This window comes from Streptomyces sp. NPDC001315 (genome assembly GCF_042896175.1).
Classification (GTDB): domain Bacteria; phylum Actinomycetota; class Actinomycetes; order Streptomycetales; family Streptomycetaceae; genus Streptomyces.
Genome location: NZ_JBIAWZ010000015.1, coordinates 115,802 through 135,004, shown reverse-complemented (window position 1 = coordinate 135,004; position 19,203 = coordinate 115,802). Strand labels below are relative to the sequence as shown.

Here is a 19,203-nt window from a genome sequence, read left to right as displayed (position 1 = left end):
GGTCGATCCCGGCTTTCAGGCCGCCCCGAACGCCGTGAACGCCCACCCCGTCGCCTGGTGCACCGCATCGCCCGGCAGGGCCGCGCGGGCGTCGCGCAGGGCCTCGGCCAGCGACAGGCCCGCGCTCAGCCCCTTGTGCAGCGCGAGCATCAGCGGCACCACCGCGGCGTCGTTGACGGGTGCGCTGCTCGCCACCACCCCGGCCGTGCCCAGCGGCAGCAGCGCGGTGACCAGGCCGAGGAGCTCGTCGGCGCCGACCGAGGCGAGCCGGGCGGTGTCGCAACTGGAGAGGATGATCCGGTACGGGCTGCGGTCCAGGCGTTCGAAGTCGTGCACGATGAGCGGGCCGTCGGCCATCCGCAGCGACGAGAACAGAGGGCTGTCCGCGCGGAAGGTGCCGTGCGCCGCGATGTGGGCCAGCGCCGCGCCGTCGAGCTCCTCCAGGACCCGCGGCACGCGCGCGTCGGCGTGCTCCAGGACCGTCGGCGTGCCGTACCGGTCGGCCAGGTCGGGCACCTCCGCACCCCCCGTGGCCAACCCCGGCCCCCGGACCAGCACATGGCGCCCACCGGGCGGCGGCTCGGTCTCCCGGGCGCGCAGCCAGCTGCTCGCCGACGGCGACACGCTCAGCACCCTCTCCCGCAGCGAGGGCAGCAGCGCCCACGGCACCCGGTGCAGCCGCCCCGGCGGTACGACCACGACCGGCCCGCCACCCAGCTCCGAGGCCGCAGGCCCGAACAGCAGCTCCTCCAGCCGGGCGCCGGCCGCCTCCACCACCGGCAGCCGGCTCTCCGCCCCGGGGTGCGCCAGCCGTCGCAGCCCCGCCTGGATGTGCTCGGCCTCCCGCTCCGCCTCCACGAGCAGCCCGGCCTCGTAGCGCCGTACCCGGCCCCGACCGCACAGCAGCACGTGCACCCGCCCGTCCACCACGGCGAGTTCGAGCAGCCGCCCGTCGCCCAGCCGCTCCAGCAGCCGGCCCGCGTCGAACCGGTCGCCGCCGCCTGGATCGTCACCGCGGATGTGCAGGGTCCGGGAGCGGACCTCCCGCTCCAGGCGCCGCTGTTCCCGCTCCAGGGCGGGGATCGGACGGCCGTCCCTGCGCGCCTCCTCCGCCCGCGCAGCGATCTCACGGAAGGCGGTCATCCCGCTCAGCAGCGCCGGGTCGGCGGGCGGCCGAGTCGGGGGCGCCGACAGGACGGTGGCCCGCCAGCGTTCGCTCCACTCCAGCAGCCGTCGCGGCCCGCCCCGGGCCAGACTCGCCTGCTGGGCCAGCGCCGCCAGCTCCGCGCCCTGCTCGGTGGCGCGGGCGCGCAGCTCCGAGGCCCCCAGCGTCATCCGGTGGTCGTCGAGCACGTCCAGCCCGCGCCGGCAGGCCTCCAGTACGCCCCGGCCGGAGCCGGCGGCCCGGGCGCTCAGCGCCTGAGCGGCCCAGCCCGTCATCCGCGCCAGCGGCGGCCCGCTGTGCCGGCTGCGCGCGGCGACGGCCAGATGCCGCTCGGCGTCCGCGGTCCAGCCGAGGCCGAGCGCGATCCGCCCCGCGAGCAGCGACGCCTCCGGCGCGGCCGGCGCGCCGAACGAGGCCAGCCGTTCCGCCACCGCCGCCGCGTCCGCGACCAGCCGCCCCGAGCCGCGCCCGGCGGCCACCCGCGCCTCGATCAGCACCAGCCGGGCGTGCGTCTCCCACCAGCCGCGGCGCTGCGCGGCGAACAGCCTTACGGCCAGGTCCGCGCGGGCTATCGCGGTGTGCGGGTCGCCCGACCGCCGGGCGGCACGCGCGGCGCCGAGCAGCAGCTCCGCCTTGCGGGTGGACTGCCCGCCGATCCCGTCGAGCACCCCGATCGCCGCGTCCGCCTCCGCCAGCGCCTCCGGCGCGAGCCCCGCGGCCATCAGCACCTCACAGCGCCGGATGTTGAGCATGAACGTCGGTGTGCCGAGCTTGGCGTACCGCTCCTCGGCCTCGTCCAGCAGCCGCAGTGCCGCCGGGACGTCACCGGAGCGGAACGCGGCCAGGCCCCGGCTCTCCACGGCGTCGGCCTTGTCGTGTTCCTGGCCGGTGGTGTCCCACAGCGCCTCCGCCGAGGTGAAGTCGGCGTCCGCCCGGTCCACCGCGCCGAGGGCCAGATGCACGGTCGCGCGCAGCGTCAGCGCCCGGGCCGTCCAGATCACGTCATCGGCCTGCCGTAGCACCGGGATCGCCCGGCGTACGTCCTCCAGTGCCTCACGATGGTGACCCAGTACCCACCAGGAGTAGGCCCGCCGGTACAGCACGCGCGCACGGGTGTGTCCGGTGCCGCGCCCCACACCCCGCTCGAAGGCGGCCAGGCCCTGCCGGGTGCGGCCGGCGTGCACGAGGGCCACGCCGAGCGTGCCCAGTACGTCGGCCTCCCGCTCGGCCGACTCCGCGCGCGCCGCCAGGTCCCGGGCACGCCGAAGGTGCCGCAGGGCGGTCCGCATGTCGCCCCAGTCCCGCTGCCAGATGCCGATCACCTGGTGGGCGACGGAGGCGTGCAACGGCGGTGGGTCGGTGCCGAGCACACCCTCCGCCCTCGCCAGCGCGTCGTTGGGAGCGGCGAACACCATCGGCAGCAGTTCGAGAACCGAGTCGCTTCCCGCTGTCACTTGACGGATGGTAGTGCTCCCGGGCTTCCGGAACCATGTCACGCGGGTTTGTCGCTGTATCAATCGGCTTTCCGGCGGCTCTGATTGACGACCACCGCCTCAGTGGGAGGACACGCATGGCACCTCAGCGATTCCACGAACAGTTCGACCAGATCCAGCGCTCGCTTCCCGACGTCGCCCTCGCGATGGGGCCGGACGACTCGGCCGAGTTCATCTACGAGAAGGGCGTCGTGCTCGCCCGCGACGGCGAGGAGGCACGGGTCGTCGAGGACACCGTGCGTACGCACTTCACCGACACCACCGGCCTGGTCGCCGACCATGTGCGCCGCGCGGGCCCGGAGACCAACCGCTCCGGCATCACCCGCATCCAGGTCGGCGACCCCGGACACGGCGACCGGCGGGGCGACCGCGCCGTCGCGGGCGCCCTGCGTGCCCTCAGGGAGGCGGAGGGTCGCGCGGGCCGCCGCCTGGTCAGCCGCAACCACGTGGTGTCCATCGCCGTCAACGCCTGCCCCGGCGACGAGCCCGTGCCCGCACCGCTCACCCAGGCGCCCAACCCCGCGGCGGCCGAGACGGCGTACGACCAGGGCACCGCCGTCGGCGTCCTGGTGATCGACACCGGCCTGATGCGCGACTACCGCTCCTACCCGCTGCTCGCCCACACCGACGGCGACGCCCAGCTCCAGGAGACCGACGACCAGGGCATCCTCCAGCAGTACGTCGGCCACGGCACGTTCATCGCCGGACTCGTCGCCGCCGTCGCGCCCAACACCGACGTGACCGTCCGCAACACGCTCAACGACGCGGGCGCCATCCTGGAGTCCGACTTCGGCGAGGCGCTCTTCGCGGCCGTCGACCGCGACGGCTGGCCCGACATCATCAGCCTCTCCGCCGGCACCTCCAACGGCCGCACCGACGGTCTGCTCGGTGTGGACGCCTTCATGCGGGAACTCCGCGGACAGCGCACCCTGTTGGTCGCGGCGGCCGGCAACAACGCCAGCGCCACCCCCTTCTGGCCCGCCGCCTACGCCGCCCTGCCCGAGTACGAGAACACCGTGCTGTCGGTCGGAGCGCTGCGCGGCGACGGCGAGTTCGGCGCCTGCTTCAGCAATCACGGCTCCTGGGTGCAGGTCTACGCCCCCGGCGAGCGCCTCACCAGCTCCCTCACCGGCTTCGACGCGCCGGTCCCGTACGTGTACCAGCACTCCACGTACGACGCCTGCCGGTACGGCTTCACCTACGTCTGCACCTGCCAGTCGCCCCGGCACACCGGTGCGCTGAGCGAGGGACGGGAGACCACCAACTCGGGCAAGCCCGACCAGGTGATGTTCGAGGGGTTCGCACACTGGAGCGGCACCTCCTTCGCCACCCCGGTCGCCGCCGGTCTGATCGCCTCGTACATGACCGCGCACAAGGAGTCCGACCCGCGCGCGGCCCGGCAGCAACTGCTCGCGACGAACACCGAGTTCGCGGAGGTGCGCGGGGCGCACGTACCGGCGCTCCGGCCGCCCACGTGGCACCCGGTGCCGGTCGTGCAGCTCGCTCCTCCGGCATGACGGCCGGAGGTGCCCCTTCCACGGCGTACGATGACTTGCCGTACACGAGGGGTGGGGCCGTGGACCGTACAGATGTCGGCGCGCTCGTCCAGTCCGCCGTCGACGGTGACGCGGCGGCCTGGAAGGCGCTCGTGGAAGGGCTGAGCCCACTGGTGTGGTCCGTGGTGCGCGCCCACCGGCTCTCCGACGCCGACGGGCACGAGGTGTACCAGACCGCCTGGTTCCGTTTCGCCCAGAACCTGGGGCGGATCCGCGAGCCGCACAAGGCCGGTTCGTGGCTCGCGAGCACCGCGCGCCACGAGTGCCTGAAGGTGCTCAAGAGCTCACGGCGGCTGATGCCGACCGACGATCCGCAACTGCTCGACCGGGTCAGCGAGGACCGGACGCCGGAGCAGTCGGTGCTCGACTCGGAGGAGGCCGCCGCCGAGAGCGAGCGCGTCCGGCATCTGTGGCAGGAGTTCGAGGAACTCGGCGAACGCTGCAGGCAGTTGCTGCGGGTCCTGATGGCCGCGCAGCCGCCCAGCTATCAGGAGGTGTCCGCGGCACTGGGCATCGCCGTCGGCAGCATCGGACCGCTGCGCCAGCGCTGTCTGCGCCGCCTGCGGGCCCGACTCGACGCACGGGGAGCACTGTGAACGACATGAACGACGACGTCTTCGACGGAGTCGACGAGGACGCGTGGGACGACGGGTTCGACTGCGATCGCCTGGAGGAGGAACTCCGTGAGGCCGCCGCCATCCTGGACCCGGTGCCGGCCGAGCTGTGCCGGATCGCCGTGGAGGCGTACGCGCTGCACGACCTCGACGCCCGCATCGCCGAGCTGACCTTCGACTCGCTGGTCGACGCCATCCCGGTCAGAGGAGCGATGGACCCGCCCCGCATGCTGACCTTCCGCACGGGTGAGCTGACCGTCGACGTGGAGGTGACGTCCGAGGGCCTGCTCGGGCAGGTGCTGCCGCCGCAGGCGGCCCGGATCGAGGTGCTCAACGGCCCGCAGCCGACCGCCCCGCTCACCACGGACGACCTGGGCCGCTTCGCCTGCGACGCGCCTCCCGCCGGCCCTTTCGCGCTGCGGCTGCGGACCGGCGGCGAGGTGGTCGTCACGGAGTGGCTGCGCGCCTGAGCCACGGCCCGCCGGTCAGTGCGGGACGGCGTCGACGAGGGCGGCCAGCGCGGAGGCGAGCGGGGTCAGCCCCGCCCCCGCCGGGCCGCCCGGCTCGGCCATGTACGTGTCCCTGCGGATCTCCACCATGAGGGCACTCACCCGTGCGTCCTCGCCGTAGAACTCCAGCGGCACGTACGCACCGCCGAACGGGCTGTCGAGCCCCGTCTCCCCGCACCCCGAGAACGCCTCCCGCGCCGCCGCCAGCAGGCCGGGCGGCGTGTGGAAGGGGTCGGTGCCCAGGCAGACCGGGGGCCGCGGGCCCTCGCCGTGCAGCTCGTAGGGGAGCCGCTCGGTCGGGTACGAGTGCACGTCGATGATCACAGCCCGCCCCGTCACGGCCAGCCGCCCCGCCACCGCCTCCGTCATGGCGCGCGCGTACGGGTGGAAGTACCGCTCGATCAACGGTTTCGGGTCGACGTCCTCGGCCCGCAGCACATCCCGGTGCGTGGTCCGCGTGTACACCGCGCCCATCCCCACGGCGAGCATCTCCTCCCGCTCGTCCGGGAAGCGCTCCGGGTCGATCACCAGCCGGGAGAGGCGGTTGACGAACTGCCAGGGCGCGACGCCCGAGAGCTTCGCCGCCTCGGCGGCGAGCTCCGCGGTGTGCGCGTCGGTGATGTGGTCCAGCTCCTGTTCCAGCGCCGCGTCGTCGAGCACGATCCCCGCCCGCACCGCGGGCGGTATCGCGCGTGCGGAGTGCGGCACGTGCAGGATCACCGGCGAGTCGCCGGCCCCGGACAGCAGCTCGAAGGACGGTGCGGCAGGGGTCATGCGGCGGCTCCGGGGGGTGTCGTCAGTGGCAAGGTGCACGATCAAGGTGCCACATCGAATGCCGGGGAGCTCATTCGGAGGCGCGCTCGGCCGGCGCCACGTCACCGATGACATCGAGCGTTCCCGAACGGTGTCCGCGCCGTGGGCGGACACGACTGCGCCCCGGCCGGGCAGGATGCCGGCCGGGGCGCGGTCAGGAACAGTGGGCCTCGGGCCCGGGGCGTCAGCTCAGGGACGCGAGCGCCTCGTTCCAGGTGGTGGACGGGCGCATGACCGCGGCGGCCTTGGCCGGGTCGGGCTGGTAGTAGCCGCCGATGTCGGCCGGCTTGCCCTGGGCGGCGATCAGCTCGTCGACGATGCGCTGCTCGTTCGCGGCGAGGGTCTCGGCGAGCGCGGCGAAGGCCTTGGCCAGGTCGGCGTCGTCGGTCTGCGCGGCCAGCTCCTGCGCCCAGTACAGGGACAGGTAGAAGTGGCTGCCGCGGTTGTCGATGCCGCCGACGCGACGGGTCGGGGACTTGTCCTCGTTGAGGAAGGTCGCCGTGGCGCGGTCGAGGGTGTCGGCGAGGACCTGGGCGCGGGCGTTGTCCGTGGTCTTCGCGTACTGCTCGAGGGACGGCACCAGGGCGAAGAACTCACCCAGGGAGTCCCAGCGCAGGTAGTTCTCCTTGACCAGCTGCTGGACGTGCTTCGGCGCGGAACCGCCGGCGCCCGTCTCGAACAGGCCGCCGCCCGCCATCAGCGGGACGACCGACAGCATCTTGGCGCTGGTGCCCAGCTCCAGGATCGGGAACAGGTCGGTCAGGTAGTCGCGCAGCACGTTGCCGGTGACGGAGATGGTGTTCTCGCCGCGGCGGATGCGCTCGACCGACAGCTTGGTCGCCTCGACCGGGTTGAGGATCCGGATGTCCAGGCCCTCGGTGTCGTGCTCCGGCAGGTACGCGTTGACCTTGGCGATCAGGTTCGCGTCGTGGGCGCGGGTCTCGTCCAGCCAGAACACGGCCGGGTCACCGGTGGCGCGGGCGCGGGTGACGGCCAGCTTCACCCAGTCCCGGATCGGGTCGTCCTTCGTCTGGCAGGCGCGGAAGATGTCGCCGGCGGAGACGGTCTGCTCCAGGACGACGTTGCCGGCCTGGTCGACGAGGCGGACGGTACCCGTGGTCGGGATCTCGAAGGTCTTGTCGTGGCTGCCGTACTCCTCGGCCTTCTGCGCCATGAGGCCGACGTTCGGGACGGAGCCCATGGTCGACGGGTCGTAGGCGCCGTTGGCGCGGCAGTCCTCGATGACGGCCTGGTAGACACCCGAGTAGCTGCTGTCGGGCAGGACCGCGAGGGTGTCGGCCTCCTGGCCGTCCGGGCCCCACATGTGGCCGGAGGTGCGGATCATCGCCGGCATGGAGGCGTCGACGATGACGTCCGACGGGACGTGCAGGTTGGTGATGCCCTTGTCGGAGTCGACCATCGCCAGGGCCGGGCCCTCGGCGAGCTCGGCGTCGAAGGAGGCCTTGATCTCGGCGCCCTCCGGCAGGGACTCCAGGCCCTTGTAGATGCCACCGAGACCGTCGTTCGGCGTCAGACCGGCGGCGGCGAACACCTCGCCGTACTTGGCGAACGTCTTCGGGAAGAAGGCGCGCACCACGTGGCCGAAGACGATCGGGTCGGAGACCTTCATCATCGTGGCCTTGAGGTGCACGGAGAAGAGGACGCCCTCCTCCTTGGCGCGGGCGACCTGCGCGGTGAGGAACTCGCGCAGCGCGGCGACGCGCATCACGGAGGCGTCGACGACCTCGCCCGCGAGGACCGGTACGGACTCGCGCAGGACGGTGGTGGAGCCGTCGTCGCCCTTCAGCTCGATACGGAGCGAGCCGGCCTCGGAGATCACCGCGGACTTCTCGGTGGAACGGAAGTCGTCCACGCCCATCGTCGCGACGTTCGTCTTGGACTCGGAGGTCCAGGCGCCCATGCGGTGCGGGTGGGTCTTCGCGTAGTTCTTGACCGAGGCGGGAGCGCGGCGGTCCGAGTTGCCCTCACGCAGGACCGGGTTCACCGCGGAACCCTTGATCTTGTCGTAGCGGGCGCGGATCTCGCGCTCCTCGTCGGTCTTCGGCTCGTCCGGGTAGTCGGGCAGTGCGTAGCCCTGCGCCTGGAGCTCGGCCACCGCGGCCTTCAGCTGCGGGATCGACGCCGAGATGTTCGGCAGCTTGATGATGTTGGCCTCGGGCGTCTTCGCCAGCTCGCCCAGCTCGTGCAGGGCGTCCGGGATGCGCTGGTCCTCGGTCAGGTACTCCGGGAACACGGCGATGATCCGCCCGGCCAGCGAGATGTCACGCGTCTCCACGGCGACACCCGCCTGCGAGGCGTACGCCCGGACCACCGGCAGGAAGGAATACGTCGCCAGGGCCGGGGCCTCGTCAGTGTGCGTATAGATGATGGTCGAGTCAGTCACCGGTGCTCCGCTCCACGTCTGCAACATTGCTCGACATCAAGATATCTCGTGAGCGGCCTCGGCTCGACAGGGGTCCGGGGCGGATCGCCGATGAGGGTGGCATGCGCATGTAATCGGGCCCGGCTTCCCGCGGTCCCGGGAAGGCGCTCCCGGGACCGCGCCCACCCTCAGTGGCCGGCACCTGTACCGAACGTGCACGGTCCCGAGCCGGCGGGGCTCAGTCGAGACGGACGGGGTCCACCTCGTCCGTCTCCTCCGCGGTGCGCTGCTGCGGAATCACCACCGACCCCTGCTGCAACGCCACCGTCCGCGTCGGCGCCGGAATCCGGATGCCCTCCTGGCGGTAGCGCTGGTGCAGGCGCTTGATGAACTCGTGCTTGATCCGGTACTGGTCGCTGAACTCGCCCACGCCCAGGATCACGGTGAAACCGATGCGCGAGTCGCCGAAGGTGTGGAAGCGCACCGCCGGCTCGTGGTCCGGGAGGGCGCCGGTGATCCCGGTCATCACCTCGGCGACCACCTCGGTGGTCACCCGCTCGACGTGCTCGAGGTCGCTGTCGTAGGCGACGCCGACCTGGACCAGGACGGTCAGCTGCTGCTCGGGACGCGTGTAGTTGGTCATGTTCGTCTTCGCCAGCTGCCCGTTGGGGATGACGACCAGGTTGTTGGAGAGCTGGCGCACGGTCGTCTGACGCCAGTTGATGTCGACGACGTACCCCTCCTCGCCGCTGCTCAGCCGGATGTAGTCGCCGGGCTGGACGGTCTTGGAGGCGAGGATGTGGATGCCGGCGAAGAGGTTGGCCAGGGTGTCCTGCAACGCGAGCGCGACGGCCAGACCGCCGACGCCCAGGGCGGTGAGCAGCGGCGCTATGGAGATGCCCAGTGTCTGGAGCACCACCAGGAAGCCGATCGCCAGCACCAGCACCCGGGTGATGTTGACGAAGATCGTGGCCGATCCGGCGACGCCGGAGCGGGACTGGGTGACCGTCTGCACCAGGCCGGCGATCACCCGCGCCGCCGACAGCGTCACGACGAAGATGAGCAGCACGGTCAGGGACTGGTTGACATGCCGCTGCACCGACCGGGTGAGCGGCAGCACCGCGCCCGCGGTGGCCGCGCCGCCCGCGATCGCGGCCCAGGGGACGACGGTCCGCAGGGCGTCCACGACCACGTCGTCGCCGCTCCAGCGGGTGCGCTTGGCGTGCTTGGCCAGCCAGCGCAGCAGTGTGCGCGACAGGAAGGCCACCAACAGACCCGCCGCCAGGGCGATTCCGGCGAGGATCAGGTCGTCGAGAGTCACCGCGCGGTTCACCTGTCACCTCCGGAGGGTCGATCTGCGGCGTGCGCCGCCGCGTACGGCCGGATGTGAAGTCTCGTCACGTTGTCACCTGCTCGATTCCGGGATGTGCGGTCGCGCCGCCGCACCCTGCTCGGGGGCGGCGCGACCGCTCATCCTGCCGTATCCGGCACAGGAGTTCGTACCGGGCCCGGCGGGAGACCGCGCAGCTCAGGCCATTCGCGGACCGGTCTCAGACGATTCCCTCGGCGAGTTCGGCCTGTTCCTGGTCGGAGCCGTACGCGGCGGTCGTGGGCGTCCCGTACGAACGGCGGGCGACGAACCACCACACCGTGGCGAGGACCAGTACGACGACGAGGGCCAGGGACGCGTAGTTCATCGTGTCCACCGTCACCGGCGACGCCTGCGGCAGGCAGAACAGCACCGTCACACAGGCCACCCACACCACCGCGATCCAGCCGATCGGCCTGCTCCACTTGCCCAGGTGCCAGGGCCCCGGCCGGAAACGGTCGCCCGCGCGCAGCCGCAGCAGGACGGGAATGGCGTACGCGGGGGTGATGCCGATGACGTTGATGGCCGTGACCGCGCCGTACGCGGTCGCCGAGTACAGCGACGGCAGCGCGAGAAGACCGGCGACCACCACCGACAGCCAGACGGCGGCCACCGGGGTCTGGGTACGGCTGCTGACCCGGCGCCAGAGGTCGGACCCGGGCAGGGCCTTGTCCCGGCTGAACGCGAACACCATCCGGCTGGCCGCGGCGACCTCGGCGTTGCCACAGAACAACTGGGCGATGATCACGACGATCAGCAGGGCGCTCGCGCCGTCCGTGCCCAGGCCGTCGAGCAGGATCTGAGCGGGGGGCACCCCGGTCTCACTGGCCCGGGTGGCGTCGTAGTCCTGGATGGCGAAGGTGAGACCGGCGAGCAGGACGAAGCCCGCGATCCACGACACCCAGATGGAGCGGACGATGCCGCGTGCCGCCGACACCGAGGCGTTGGAGGTCTCCTCCGACAGGTGGGCCGAGGCGTCGTAGCCGGAGAAGGTGTACTGGGCGAGCAGCAGGCCGACCGCGGCCACGTACACGGGGTTGTCCCAGCCGGTGTCATTGACGAACTTCGTGAACACGAAGGACGGCGACTGGTGGTGGTCGGGGACGATCGCCAGTGCGCCGACTATGACCGCGACGCCGGCCAGGTGCCACCAGACGCTGATCGAGTTGAGCACGCTGACCAGCCGGACGCCGAACAGGTTCAGCACGGCGTGCAGCAGCAGGATCGCGACGAAGATCAGCATCGTCTTGCCGGGCGTCGGTTCGAAGCCCCACTGGAGGTTGGCGAAGGCGCCGGCGAACAGGGCGGCGCCGTAGTCGATGCCGGCGATCGCGCCGAGCAGTCCGAGGAGATTCAGCCAGCCCGTGTACCAGCCCCAGCGGCGGCCGCCGAGGCGGTCGGCCATGTAGTACAGGGCGCCGGACGTCGGATACGCGCTGGTGACCTCGGCCAGCGCGAGCCCTACGCACAGCACGAACAGGCCGACGCCGGCCCAGCCCCACAGCATCACGGCGGGACCGCCGGCGCCCATGCCGAAGCCGTAGAGGGTCATGCAGCCGGACAGGATCGAGATCACCGAGAAGCTGATCGCGAAGTTGCCGAAGCCGCCCATGCGGCGGGCGAGCACCGGCCGGTAGCCGAGCTCGCGCAGGCGTTGTTCCTCGTCGCGCGGGCTGTCCGGGGAACTCCCCGGAGAGCCCTCTCGGGAATACGACGGATCGGATGTATCGGCTGGATCGAACGGATCAGAGGTGCGGGACATGGGGAACCTCCGGAGGGAGAGACGGGCGGTTGGGGGGCGTCAGTCGGGGTCGTGCGCGGCGGCCCGGGAGCGCGCCCGGGCCTGGAGGAAGACCTCCACGGCCCGGTCGCGGTCCGCGGTGCGGTACGTCCAGGGCACGGGCGTGTAGTACGGCCCGAGCGCCTCGAACACCCGGGCGGCGTCCCGGAACCGGAGCGCGCCCCACAGGGCGTGCGCCAGATGGTTGAGGTCCAGCGGGGAGCGCTCGTCGGCGTCGGTCCCCTCGAACCAGGAGAGCAGCGCCCGCTCTGCCTCACGGGTGGCGTCCTCCGCCACCCAGTGCAGGTCCAGGGCGGCGTCGCGCCCGCCGCCGCGCCGGTAGCGCTCGGCCCGGACGTACAGCGGCAGGAGGTGCAGCGGGGAGCCCGGCGGTGCCGCGTCGGCGGTCCGGTGGGCGTAGCCGGTCGCCTCGGCCAGCCGCTCCGAGGCCGCGTGCGTGTACAGGAACTGCAGCATGCGGTGATGGGCCTCGCGGTTGTACGGGTCGCGTTGGTCGGCCTCGGCGAGCAGGCCCCACGGGCCCGGCGGCAGCGTCGGCTCGGGTGCCGCCACCCGGTGCTCGTCCCACAGCAGCCGCCGGTCCAGCTGCGCGAGCGACAGCAGGCACACCCATGGCACGGGGTCCTGCGGAGCGGAGCCGGCGGCGGTCCGGCTGGCGTCCCAGGCCTCGATCCACAGCTCGTGGGCGCGTCGGTGACCCTCGCGGTGCGCCCGCAGCGCCCGTTCCACGGCGACCCTGGCGTGCATCACCGCGGCCGGCACGCTGGACGGCTCCTCGGCGAGCCAGGCGCGCACCACGTCGGTGCCGGCGGCCGCGGTGGCCAGCACCTGGGTGCGCTGCGTCCACTGCCACCATGCCGTGGTCTCGGCGAGCAGCCCGCGCATCGACATCCACCGCCCGGTGCGCAGCTCCTGCAGGGCGGCGCGCAACGCGGAGTCGTGGCCCGCGGGATCGTAGGAGGGCCGGGCTCCTTCTCTGGCCATCAGCCGCGCGCCCCCGGACGAGGGCAGGGCAGGACGGCAGGGTGGAGTAACAACAGCCCTCCTCTGGGCGGCAGTCGAGAAGATCACGCCGGGACGGCGGTCACTATAGAGGCGGCGGTTCCGCATCACCCACGCTTTCCCGATCATCTCGAACTTCGTTATGTACGAGGCGAGTTGACTGTCCCTCAGCCAGTGAACGGCGAGGCGGAACCCGCGGCGGATGTCGCTTGACGCGGTACGCGCGGCGACGGCAGGCTGTCGGGCTGTGATCACCAGGATCACTTGGGGAGGGGCGCGATGACAGGTCCGGTGCTCGCCGTCGACCAGGGCACGTCCGGCACCAAGGCGCTGGTGATCTGTCCCGAACGCGGCGTCATCGGCACCGGGTTCACTGCCGTGCACCCCCGCCATCTGCCCGGCGGTCTGGTCGAGGTCGACCCTGACGAGCTCTACGGCTCGGTGGTCGAGGCAGGGACGCGCGCCCTGGCCGAGGCGGGTGAACCCGTCACGGCACTCGGCCTCGCCAACCAGGGTGAGACCGTGCTCGCCTGGGACCCCGCGAGCGGCCGCCCGCTGACCGACGCGCTCGTCTGGCAGGACCGCCGAGCCGAGAGCGTCTGCGCCGAACTCACCCCGCACGCGGACGAGTTGCGCGACCTCACCGGCCTTCCCCTCGATCCTTACTTCGCCGCCCCCAAAATGGCCTGGATACGACGTCACCTCACCTCCGAGGGAGTCGTCACCACCAGCGACGCCTGGCTCGTCCACCGCCTCACCGGCGCCTACGTCACCGACGCCGCCACCGCCGGCCGCACCCAGCTCCTCGACCTCGACCACGCCACCTGGTCGCCCCGCGCCCTCGACCTGTACGGGCTGTCCGGCGAACACCTCCCGGACGTCGTCGACAACGCCACCCCCGTCGGCACCACCACTGCCTTCGGTCCCGAGATCCCGCTCACCGGCCTCGTCGTCGACCAGCAGGCGGCCCTGCTCGCCCAGCGCGTCACCGCGCCCGGTGGCGCCAAGTGCACCTACGGCACCGGCGCGTTCCTCCTCGCCCACACCGGCGACACCCCCAGGCGCGGCACCTCCGGACTGGTCAGCTGCGTCGCCTGGCGGCTGGCCGGAAGCACCGGCTACTGCCTCGACGGCCAGGTCTACACGGCCGCCTCCGCCGTCCGCTGGCTCACCGGCCTCGGCGTCATCACCGGCGCCGCCGACCTCGACCGCGTGGGCGGCGCCGTCCCCGACAGCGGCGGCGTCACCTTCGTACCGGCGCTGTCCGGCCTCGCCGCCCCCTGGTGGCGCGGCGACGTGCGCGGCTCGCTCACCGGACTCGGCCTCGACACCTCCCCGGGGCACGTGGTGCGCGCCCTGTGCGAGGGCCTCGCCGCCCAGGTCACCGAACTCGCCGACGCCGCCGCGACCGACCAGGGTGCCCCCCTCACGGAACTGCGCGTCGACGGCGGCCTGACCCGTTCGGCCCTTCTCATGCAGACCCAGGCCGACCTGCTGCAACGCCCCGTCGAGGTCTCCCCGCTCCCCGACGCGACCGCCCTCGGCGTGGGCACCCTGGCCCGCCTCGGCGCCGGCTCCGGCCTGACGGTCGCCGAGGCCCTGCCGGACTGGAAGCCCGCCGCCGTGTACGAGCCGCGCATCACGCCCGACGAGGCGGCCGAACGCCGCGCTTCCTTCCGTACCGCCGTGACCGCGCTCCTCGACGGGGCGCCCGCATGACGGTCACGGGGGGAGGCGCGCTGCCCGCGGCGGCGTACGACGCGACTGCCGAGTGCCTCGCCGGCTCGCGCGTCGCCGTGCTCGCCCACCTCGACGGCGCGCTCGCATGACGGTCACCGTGCGAGGGGCGCTGCCTGCGACGACGTACGACGTGGTGGTCGTCGGCGCCGGAGTCGTCGGCTGTGCGATCGCCCGGGAACTCGCCCGCCACCCCGGGCTGCGCGTCGCCCTCGTCGAGGCTCAGGACGACGTGGGACAGGGCACCTCCAAGGCCAACACCGCGATCCTGCACACCGGTTTCGACGCCGTCCCCGGCTCCCTGGAGGGCCGCCTCGTCCGCGAGGGCGCACGGCTGCTGGCCGCGTACGCCGCCGAGTCCGGCATCCCCGTCGAACCGGTCGGGGCGCTCCTCGTGGCCTGGGACGAGGAACAGCTCGCCGCCCTGCCCCGCCTCGCGCACAAGGCCGAGCGCAACGACTACCACGCCGCCCGCCTGCTGGACCCCGCCGAGCTGTACGACCGCGAACCGCACCTCGGCCCCGGCGCGCTGGGCGCCCTGCACGTGCCCGGCGAGAGCATCATCTGCCCCTGGACGACGACCCTGGCGTACGCCACTCAGGCGGTCCGGCACGGGGTCGACCTGCACCTCGACTCCCGTGTGGAGCAAGTGGGTCGGAGCAACGGCACCCACGTCCTCACCACCACCCGGGGTGAGGTGCGCGCCCGCCGGCTGGTCAACGCGGCCGGCCTGCACTCCGACACCCTCGACCGCCACCTCGGCCACCACGACTTCACCGTCACCCCGCGCCGAGGCCAGCTCGTCGTCTTCGACAAGGCCGCCCGCGACCTCGTCCGCCACATCCTGCTGCCGGTCCCCACGGCACTGGGCAAGGGTGTCCTGGTCGCGCCCACGGTGTACGGCAACGTGCTCCTCGGCCCCACGGCGGAGGACCTGGACGACAAGCGGGCCACCGGTTCGACCTCCGAAGGGCTCGCCCGACTGCTCGAGAAGGGCCGTCGCATCCTGCCGGAGCTGCCGGAGGAGGAGGTCACCGCCGTCTACGCGGGCCTGCGCGCCGCCACCGAGCACGAGGACTACCGCATCTGGGTCCACCCCGGGCAGGCGTATGTCACCGTCGGCGGCATCCGTTCCACCGGACTGACGGCGTCCCTCGCCATCGCCGCGCACGTCGTCGAACTGCTCACCGCCGACGGACTCGACCCGGCCCCGGCGCGGGACCTGGAGCCGGTCCGCATGCCCAACCTCGGCGAGGCGTTCCCGCGGCCCTACCAGCGGCCCGAACTCATCGCCGCCGACCCGGAGTACGGCACCCTCGTCTGCCACTGCGAACGCGTCTCACGCGGCGAGATCCGCGACGCCCTCACCGCCACGATCCCCCCGCACACCCTCGACGGACTGCGCCGCCGTACCCGCGCCCGGGCGGGCCGCTGCCAGGGGTTCTACTGCGGGGCGGCGGTACGGGCGCTGTTCGAGGAGGTCCGGCCATGACGGCCGTACGCCAGGTCGACGTCCTCGTCGTCGGGGCCGGCCCCGCAGGACTCGCGGCAGCCGCCCGCCTCGCCGCCGCGGGCGCGGGCCGGGTCGAGGTGCTGGACCGGGAGCGGCAGGCCGGAGGAGTGCCCCGCCACTGCGCGCACGGCGGCTACGGCACCCTGCTGCACCCGCTGACCGGTCCCGAGTACGCCCGTCTGCTGGTCACCGCGACGGAACGGGCCGGAGCCGCCGTCCGCACCGGCGTGACGGCCCTCGACTGGGCCGGACCGCTGTCCCTGCGCACCGTCAGCCCCGGCGGCCCGGAGACGATCAGCGCCCGCGCGGTGGTCCTGGCCACCGGCGCCCGCGAACGGCCGCGCGCCGCACGGCTGGTGCCGGGCACCCGGCCGGCCGGTGTGTACACCACCGGCGAACTGCAGCAGGCGGTGCACCTGTACCGGCAGCACATCGGCACGCGCGCGGTGGTGGTGGGCGCCGAGGACGTCTCCTACGCGGCCGCCGCGACGGTACGGGCCGCCGGAGCCTCCGTCGTCGCGATGCTCACCGACCTGCCGTGCGCCCAGACGAGCGAGGCACGTGCCCTGGACGCCCGGCTCCGGCACCGCATTCCTCTGCTGACCGACACCACGGTCACCGAACTCGTCGGCCACGGCCGCCTGTCGGGCGTCCGCGTCCGCCACCGTGACGGCCGTACGACCACACTCGCCTGCGACACGGTCGTCTTCACCGGCGACTTCGTCCCCGACCACGAACTGGCCCGGCGCGGCGGACTGCTGCTGGACCCCGGCACCCGCGGTCCCGCCGTCGACGGTACGCTGCACACCTCGCGCCCCGGCGTGTTCGCCGTCGGCAGCGTGCTGCACGCCGTGGAGAGCGCGGCGACGGCGGCCCGCGAGGGCGCGCACGCGGCGACCGCGATCCAGCGGTGGCTGGAGACAGGAGACCGGCCCGACGGCGTCCCGCTGCTCGTGGCCCCGCCGCTGCGCTGGATCGCCCCGAACCGCGTCGGCCCGGCCGACCGCACCCCGTACGTCCTGCGCACCTCGGCCGTACTCACCCGCCCGGTCCTGCACGTCACCCAGAACGACCGCCTCCTGCACGCCCAACCCCTGCGCACGCGTACGGCCCTGCCGAACCGCACTCTGACCCTGACCGCCGGCTGGGCCCGGCGGGTCGATCCGAAGGGCGGCCCGGTGCGGGTGACGCTCGCCTGACCGTGCGCCGGCGGCACACGGCGGCGCACGCAGGTTCACAGGTCGCCGAACGACCCGTGCCGTCCCGCACCGCCGGCGAACCGCGCCGCGCCCTCCAGCGCCTCCTCCAACACGGCGGCGCCGTATCGGAGTTCGCCCTGCATGGCCGCGGCCTCGTCGAGTCCCTCCTGGTCGAGGACGGAGGCCCGGTCGCCGCGCAGGCACGCCTGGGGGAAGCGGGCGATCGTCGCGGCCAGCTCCTCGGCCTCGGCGCGGGCGGTGCCGGTGGGGACCACCCGGTTCGCGAGCCCCATGTCGTACGCCTCGCGGGCCGGGACCGGGCGGCCCGTGAGGATCATGTCCAGGGCGCGGCTCGTGCCGATCAGCCGGGGCAGGCGTACCGTGCCGCCGTCGATCAGGGGCACCCCCCAGCGGCGGCAGAACACCCCGAAGACCGCGTCCTCCTCGGCGACCCGCAGGTCACACCAGAGGGCCAGTTCCAGGCCCCCGGCCACGGCGTGCCCGGCGACGGCGGCGATCACCGGCTTGGACAGCCGCATCCGGGTCGGCCCCATCGGGCCGTCGCCGACCTCGGCGACCCGGTTGCCGCGCCCACCGCCCAGCGCCTTGAGGTCGGCACCCGCGCAGAACGTACCGCCCTCACCCCACAACACCGCCACCCGCGCCTCGTCGTCCGCCTCGAACTCCCGGAACGCGGTGGCGAGTTCGGCGGCCGTCGGGCCGTCCACGGCGTTGCGGACCTCGGGGCGGGAAAGGACGACGGTGGTGACGTGTCCCTGGCGCTCTGTCCGGATCTGCATGGTGGAGTCCCCTTCTGCGTGACAAGATCGTTCAAGGCGAGTTACTCACAGGAGCTCCTGATGTCAACGCCCTCACCCGGCTCCTCGCCGGCGAGCCGACCCAACACGGGGTACTAGTCAACGCCGTCTGTCCGGGCCGGACCGACACGGACATGGCCCCCGGCGGCCGGCCCGTGCCGTGGGCGCCGCGGGTGTCGTCTGGGCGGCCACGCTCCCCGGCGACGGCCCGAGCGGAGACTTCTTCCGGGACGGCAAGCCCCTGCCCCGGTGACGGCCGGGCGCATCGCGGGCACCAGGTTCAGATCACCTTCAGCCGTACCAGCGCCCCCAGTGTCAGCGCCCCCGGCAGCAACGGCAGCCACACCGTGATGATCCGGTACGCGAGAACCACCGCCGTGGCCACCGCCACCGGACCGCCCGCCGCCACCAGCGCCACGACCAGGGCCGCCTCGACCGACCCGAGCCCGCCCGGCGTGGGCACCAGCGCCACGGCGACGGTCGCCGCGAGATACGCCACCGCGATGTGCGCGGGCGGCACCGGCAGCCCCAGCGCCTGCCCCACCGCCGCCAGACCGGCGGCCTGGAGCGCGGGGAACGCCAGCGAACCGCCCCACAGGGCGAACGCCCGCGCCGGACGGGCGTGCACCGAGCGCGCCTCACCCAGCGCGGTGCGCAGGAAGGAGCACACGACCGTACGCAGCCGCCGTACGACCGTGAGCACCACCGCGGCCACGCCCACGGCCGCACCGACGGCGTACAACAGCGGCCCGAGCGCCCCCTGCGGCAGCAGGCTGCCGATCCGCAGCGCGTCCGGGAACGCGACGAGCAGAGCGGCCAGCAGGCCCAGCCGGCCCACGCACTCGGCGAGCATGTACAGCGCGAGGGCGGCCGAGGAGCGGGCCAGCGGCACCCCGCACACCGTCATGAAGCGCAGGTTGACGGCGCTCGCGCCCAGCCCGGTGGGCAGCAGGTGGTTGGCCGCGCCGGCCGCGAACTGGGTCGCGAGCAGCCGCCGTCTCGGCAGCCGCTCGACGACCGCCCCCTGCCGGGTGAAGGCCGCGGCGACCCAGGTCAGACAGGTCGCACCGGCCGCGGCCAGCAGCCAGGGCCACTCGGCACTCCGCAGCTGGCCGAAGCCCTCGGCGAGCACCGAGCGGTGCTGGACCGCGACCGCGGTGAGGAGCAGGAGCGGGAGCAGGCACAGGAGCTTGCGGACCGGGACACGTGTCACATCGGGAGAGGGTTTCCG

At 73.2% G+C, this 19,203-nt stretch carries 14 protein-coding genes; 6 read left to right on the top strand and 8 right to left on the bottom strand.

Going from position 1 to position 19,203, the window contains the following annotated elements; translation table 11 throughout:
* Positions 1-15: 15 nt before the first annotated feature.
* The gene (locus ACFY16_RS31585) at positions 16-2,619 is read right to left on the bottom strand and encodes a CHAT domain-containing protein (RefSeq protein ID WP_390650617.1); all 2,604 of its coding nucleotides are present in this window, start codon (positions 2,617-2,619) and stop codon (positions 16-18) included.
* A 116-nt stretch (positions 2,620-2,735) separates the two neighbouring features.
* On the opposite strand from ACFY16_RS31585, the gene ACFY16_RS31580 reads away from it, so the two are divergent.
* Genes ACFY16_RS31580 through ACFY16_RS31570 form a run of 3 tightly spaced genes read left to right on the top strand, consistent with a single transcriptional unit; the run spans position 2,736 to position 5,298 of the window.
* Positions 2,736-4,175, top strand: coding sequence for a S8/S53 family peptidase (locus ACFY16_RS31580; RefSeq protein WP_390650616.1), 1,440 nt, complete (start codon positions 2,736-2,738; stop codon positions 4,173-4,175).
* Complete coding sequence (locus ACFY16_RS31575; RefSeq protein WP_390650615.1) at positions 4,172-4,810, top strand: RNA polymerase sigma factor; 639 nt, start codon at positions 4,172-4,174, stop codon at positions 4,808-4,810. Before ACFY16_RS31580 ends, ACFY16_RS31575 begins: the two co-directional genes overlap by 4 nt.
* Positions 4,811-4,815: 5 nt before the next feature.
* Entirely contained in the window at positions 4,816-5,298 is a 483-nt protein-coding gene (locus ACFY16_RS31570) for a hypothetical protein (protein WP_390650614.1), read from the top strand.
* A gap of 15 nt (positions 5,299-5,313) precedes the next feature.
* Here the strand turns inward: ACFY16_RS31570 and ACFY16_RS31565 are convergent, their stop codons facing one another.
* The 5 genes from ACFY16_RS31565 to ACFY16_RS31545 form a co-directional block, all read right to left on the bottom strand.
* On the bottom strand, positions 5,314-6,111 hold the full coding sequence (locus ACFY16_RS31565) for an N-formylglutamate amidohydrolase (RefSeq protein WP_390650613.1): 798 nt from the start codon (positions 6,109-6,111) through the stop codon (positions 5,314-5,316).
* Between the two features lie 223 nt (positions 6,112-6,334).
* Positions 6,335-8,554, bottom strand: coding sequence for an NADP-dependent isocitrate dehydrogenase (locus tag ACFY16_RS31560; RefSeq protein WP_390650612.1), 2,220 nt, complete (start codon positions 8,552-8,554; stop codon positions 6,335-6,337).
* A 217-nt stretch (positions 8,555-8,771) separates the two neighbouring features.
* A complete protein-coding gene (locus tag ACFY16_RS31555; RefSeq protein WP_390650611.1) occupies positions 8,772-9,866 on the bottom strand; it encodes a mechanosensitive ion channel family protein in 1,095 nt (364 codons plus the stop codon).
* 217 nt (positions 9,867-10,083) lie between these two features.
* Positions 10,084-11,664: an amino acid permease gene (locus ACFY16_RS31550; RefSeq protein ID WP_390650609.1), complete on the bottom strand. Its 1,581-nt coding sequence runs from the start codon at positions 11,662-11,664 to the stop codon at positions 10,084-10,086.
* Between the two features lie 39 nt (positions 11,665-11,703).
* The gene (locus ACFY16_RS31545) at positions 11,704-12,687 is read right to left on the bottom strand and encodes a hypothetical protein (protein ID WP_390650608.1); all 984 of its coding nucleotides are present in this window, start codon (positions 12,685-12,687) and stop codon (positions 11,704-11,706) included.
* Between the two features lie 297 nt (positions 12,688-12,984).
* Here ACFY16_RS31545 and ACFY16_RS31540 point away from each other — a divergent pair, with 297 nt between their 5' ends.
* The 3 genes from ACFY16_RS31540 (at position 12,985) to ACFY16_RS31530 (ending at position 17,154) form a co-directional block, all read left to right on the top strand.
* Positions 12,985-14,424: an FGGY family carbohydrate kinase gene (locus ACFY16_RS31540; RefSeq protein ID WP_390650607.1), complete on the top strand. Its 1,440-nt coding sequence runs from the start codon at positions 12,985-12,987 to the stop codon at positions 14,422-14,424.
* A gap of 106 nt (positions 14,425-14,530) precedes the next feature.
* Positions 14,531-15,934 (top strand): FAD-dependent oxidoreductase, encoded by a 1,404-nt coding sequence (locus tag ACFY16_RS31535; protein WP_390650606.1) that lies wholly within the window; start codon positions 14,531-14,533, stop codon positions 15,932-15,934.
* A complete protein-coding gene (locus ACFY16_RS31530; protein ID WP_390650605.1) occupies positions 15,931-17,154 on the top strand; it encodes an NAD(P)/FAD-dependent oxidoreductase in 1,224 nt (407 codons plus the stop codon). Before ACFY16_RS31535 ends, ACFY16_RS31530 begins: the two co-directional genes overlap by 4 nt.
* Positions 17,155-17,189: 35 nt before the next feature.
* Here ACFY16_RS31530 and ACFY16_RS31525 read toward each other — a convergent pair whose 3' ends face one another.
* Both ACFY16_RS31525 and ACFY16_RS31520 read right to left on the bottom strand, forming a co-directional pair.
* Positions 17,190-17,954 (bottom strand): crotonase/enoyl-CoA hydratase family protein, encoded by a 765-nt coding sequence (locus tag ACFY16_RS31525; protein ID WP_390650604.1) that lies wholly within the window; start codon positions 17,952-17,954, stop codon positions 17,190-17,192.
* Positions 17,955-18,252: 298 nt separating this feature from the next.
* Positions 18,253-19,185, bottom strand: a complete 933-nt coding sequence (locus ACFY16_RS31520; RefSeq protein ID WP_390650603.1) for a YbhN family protein — start codon at positions 19,183-19,185, stop codon at positions 18,253-18,255.
* Positions 19,186-19,203 lie beyond the last annotated feature (18 nt).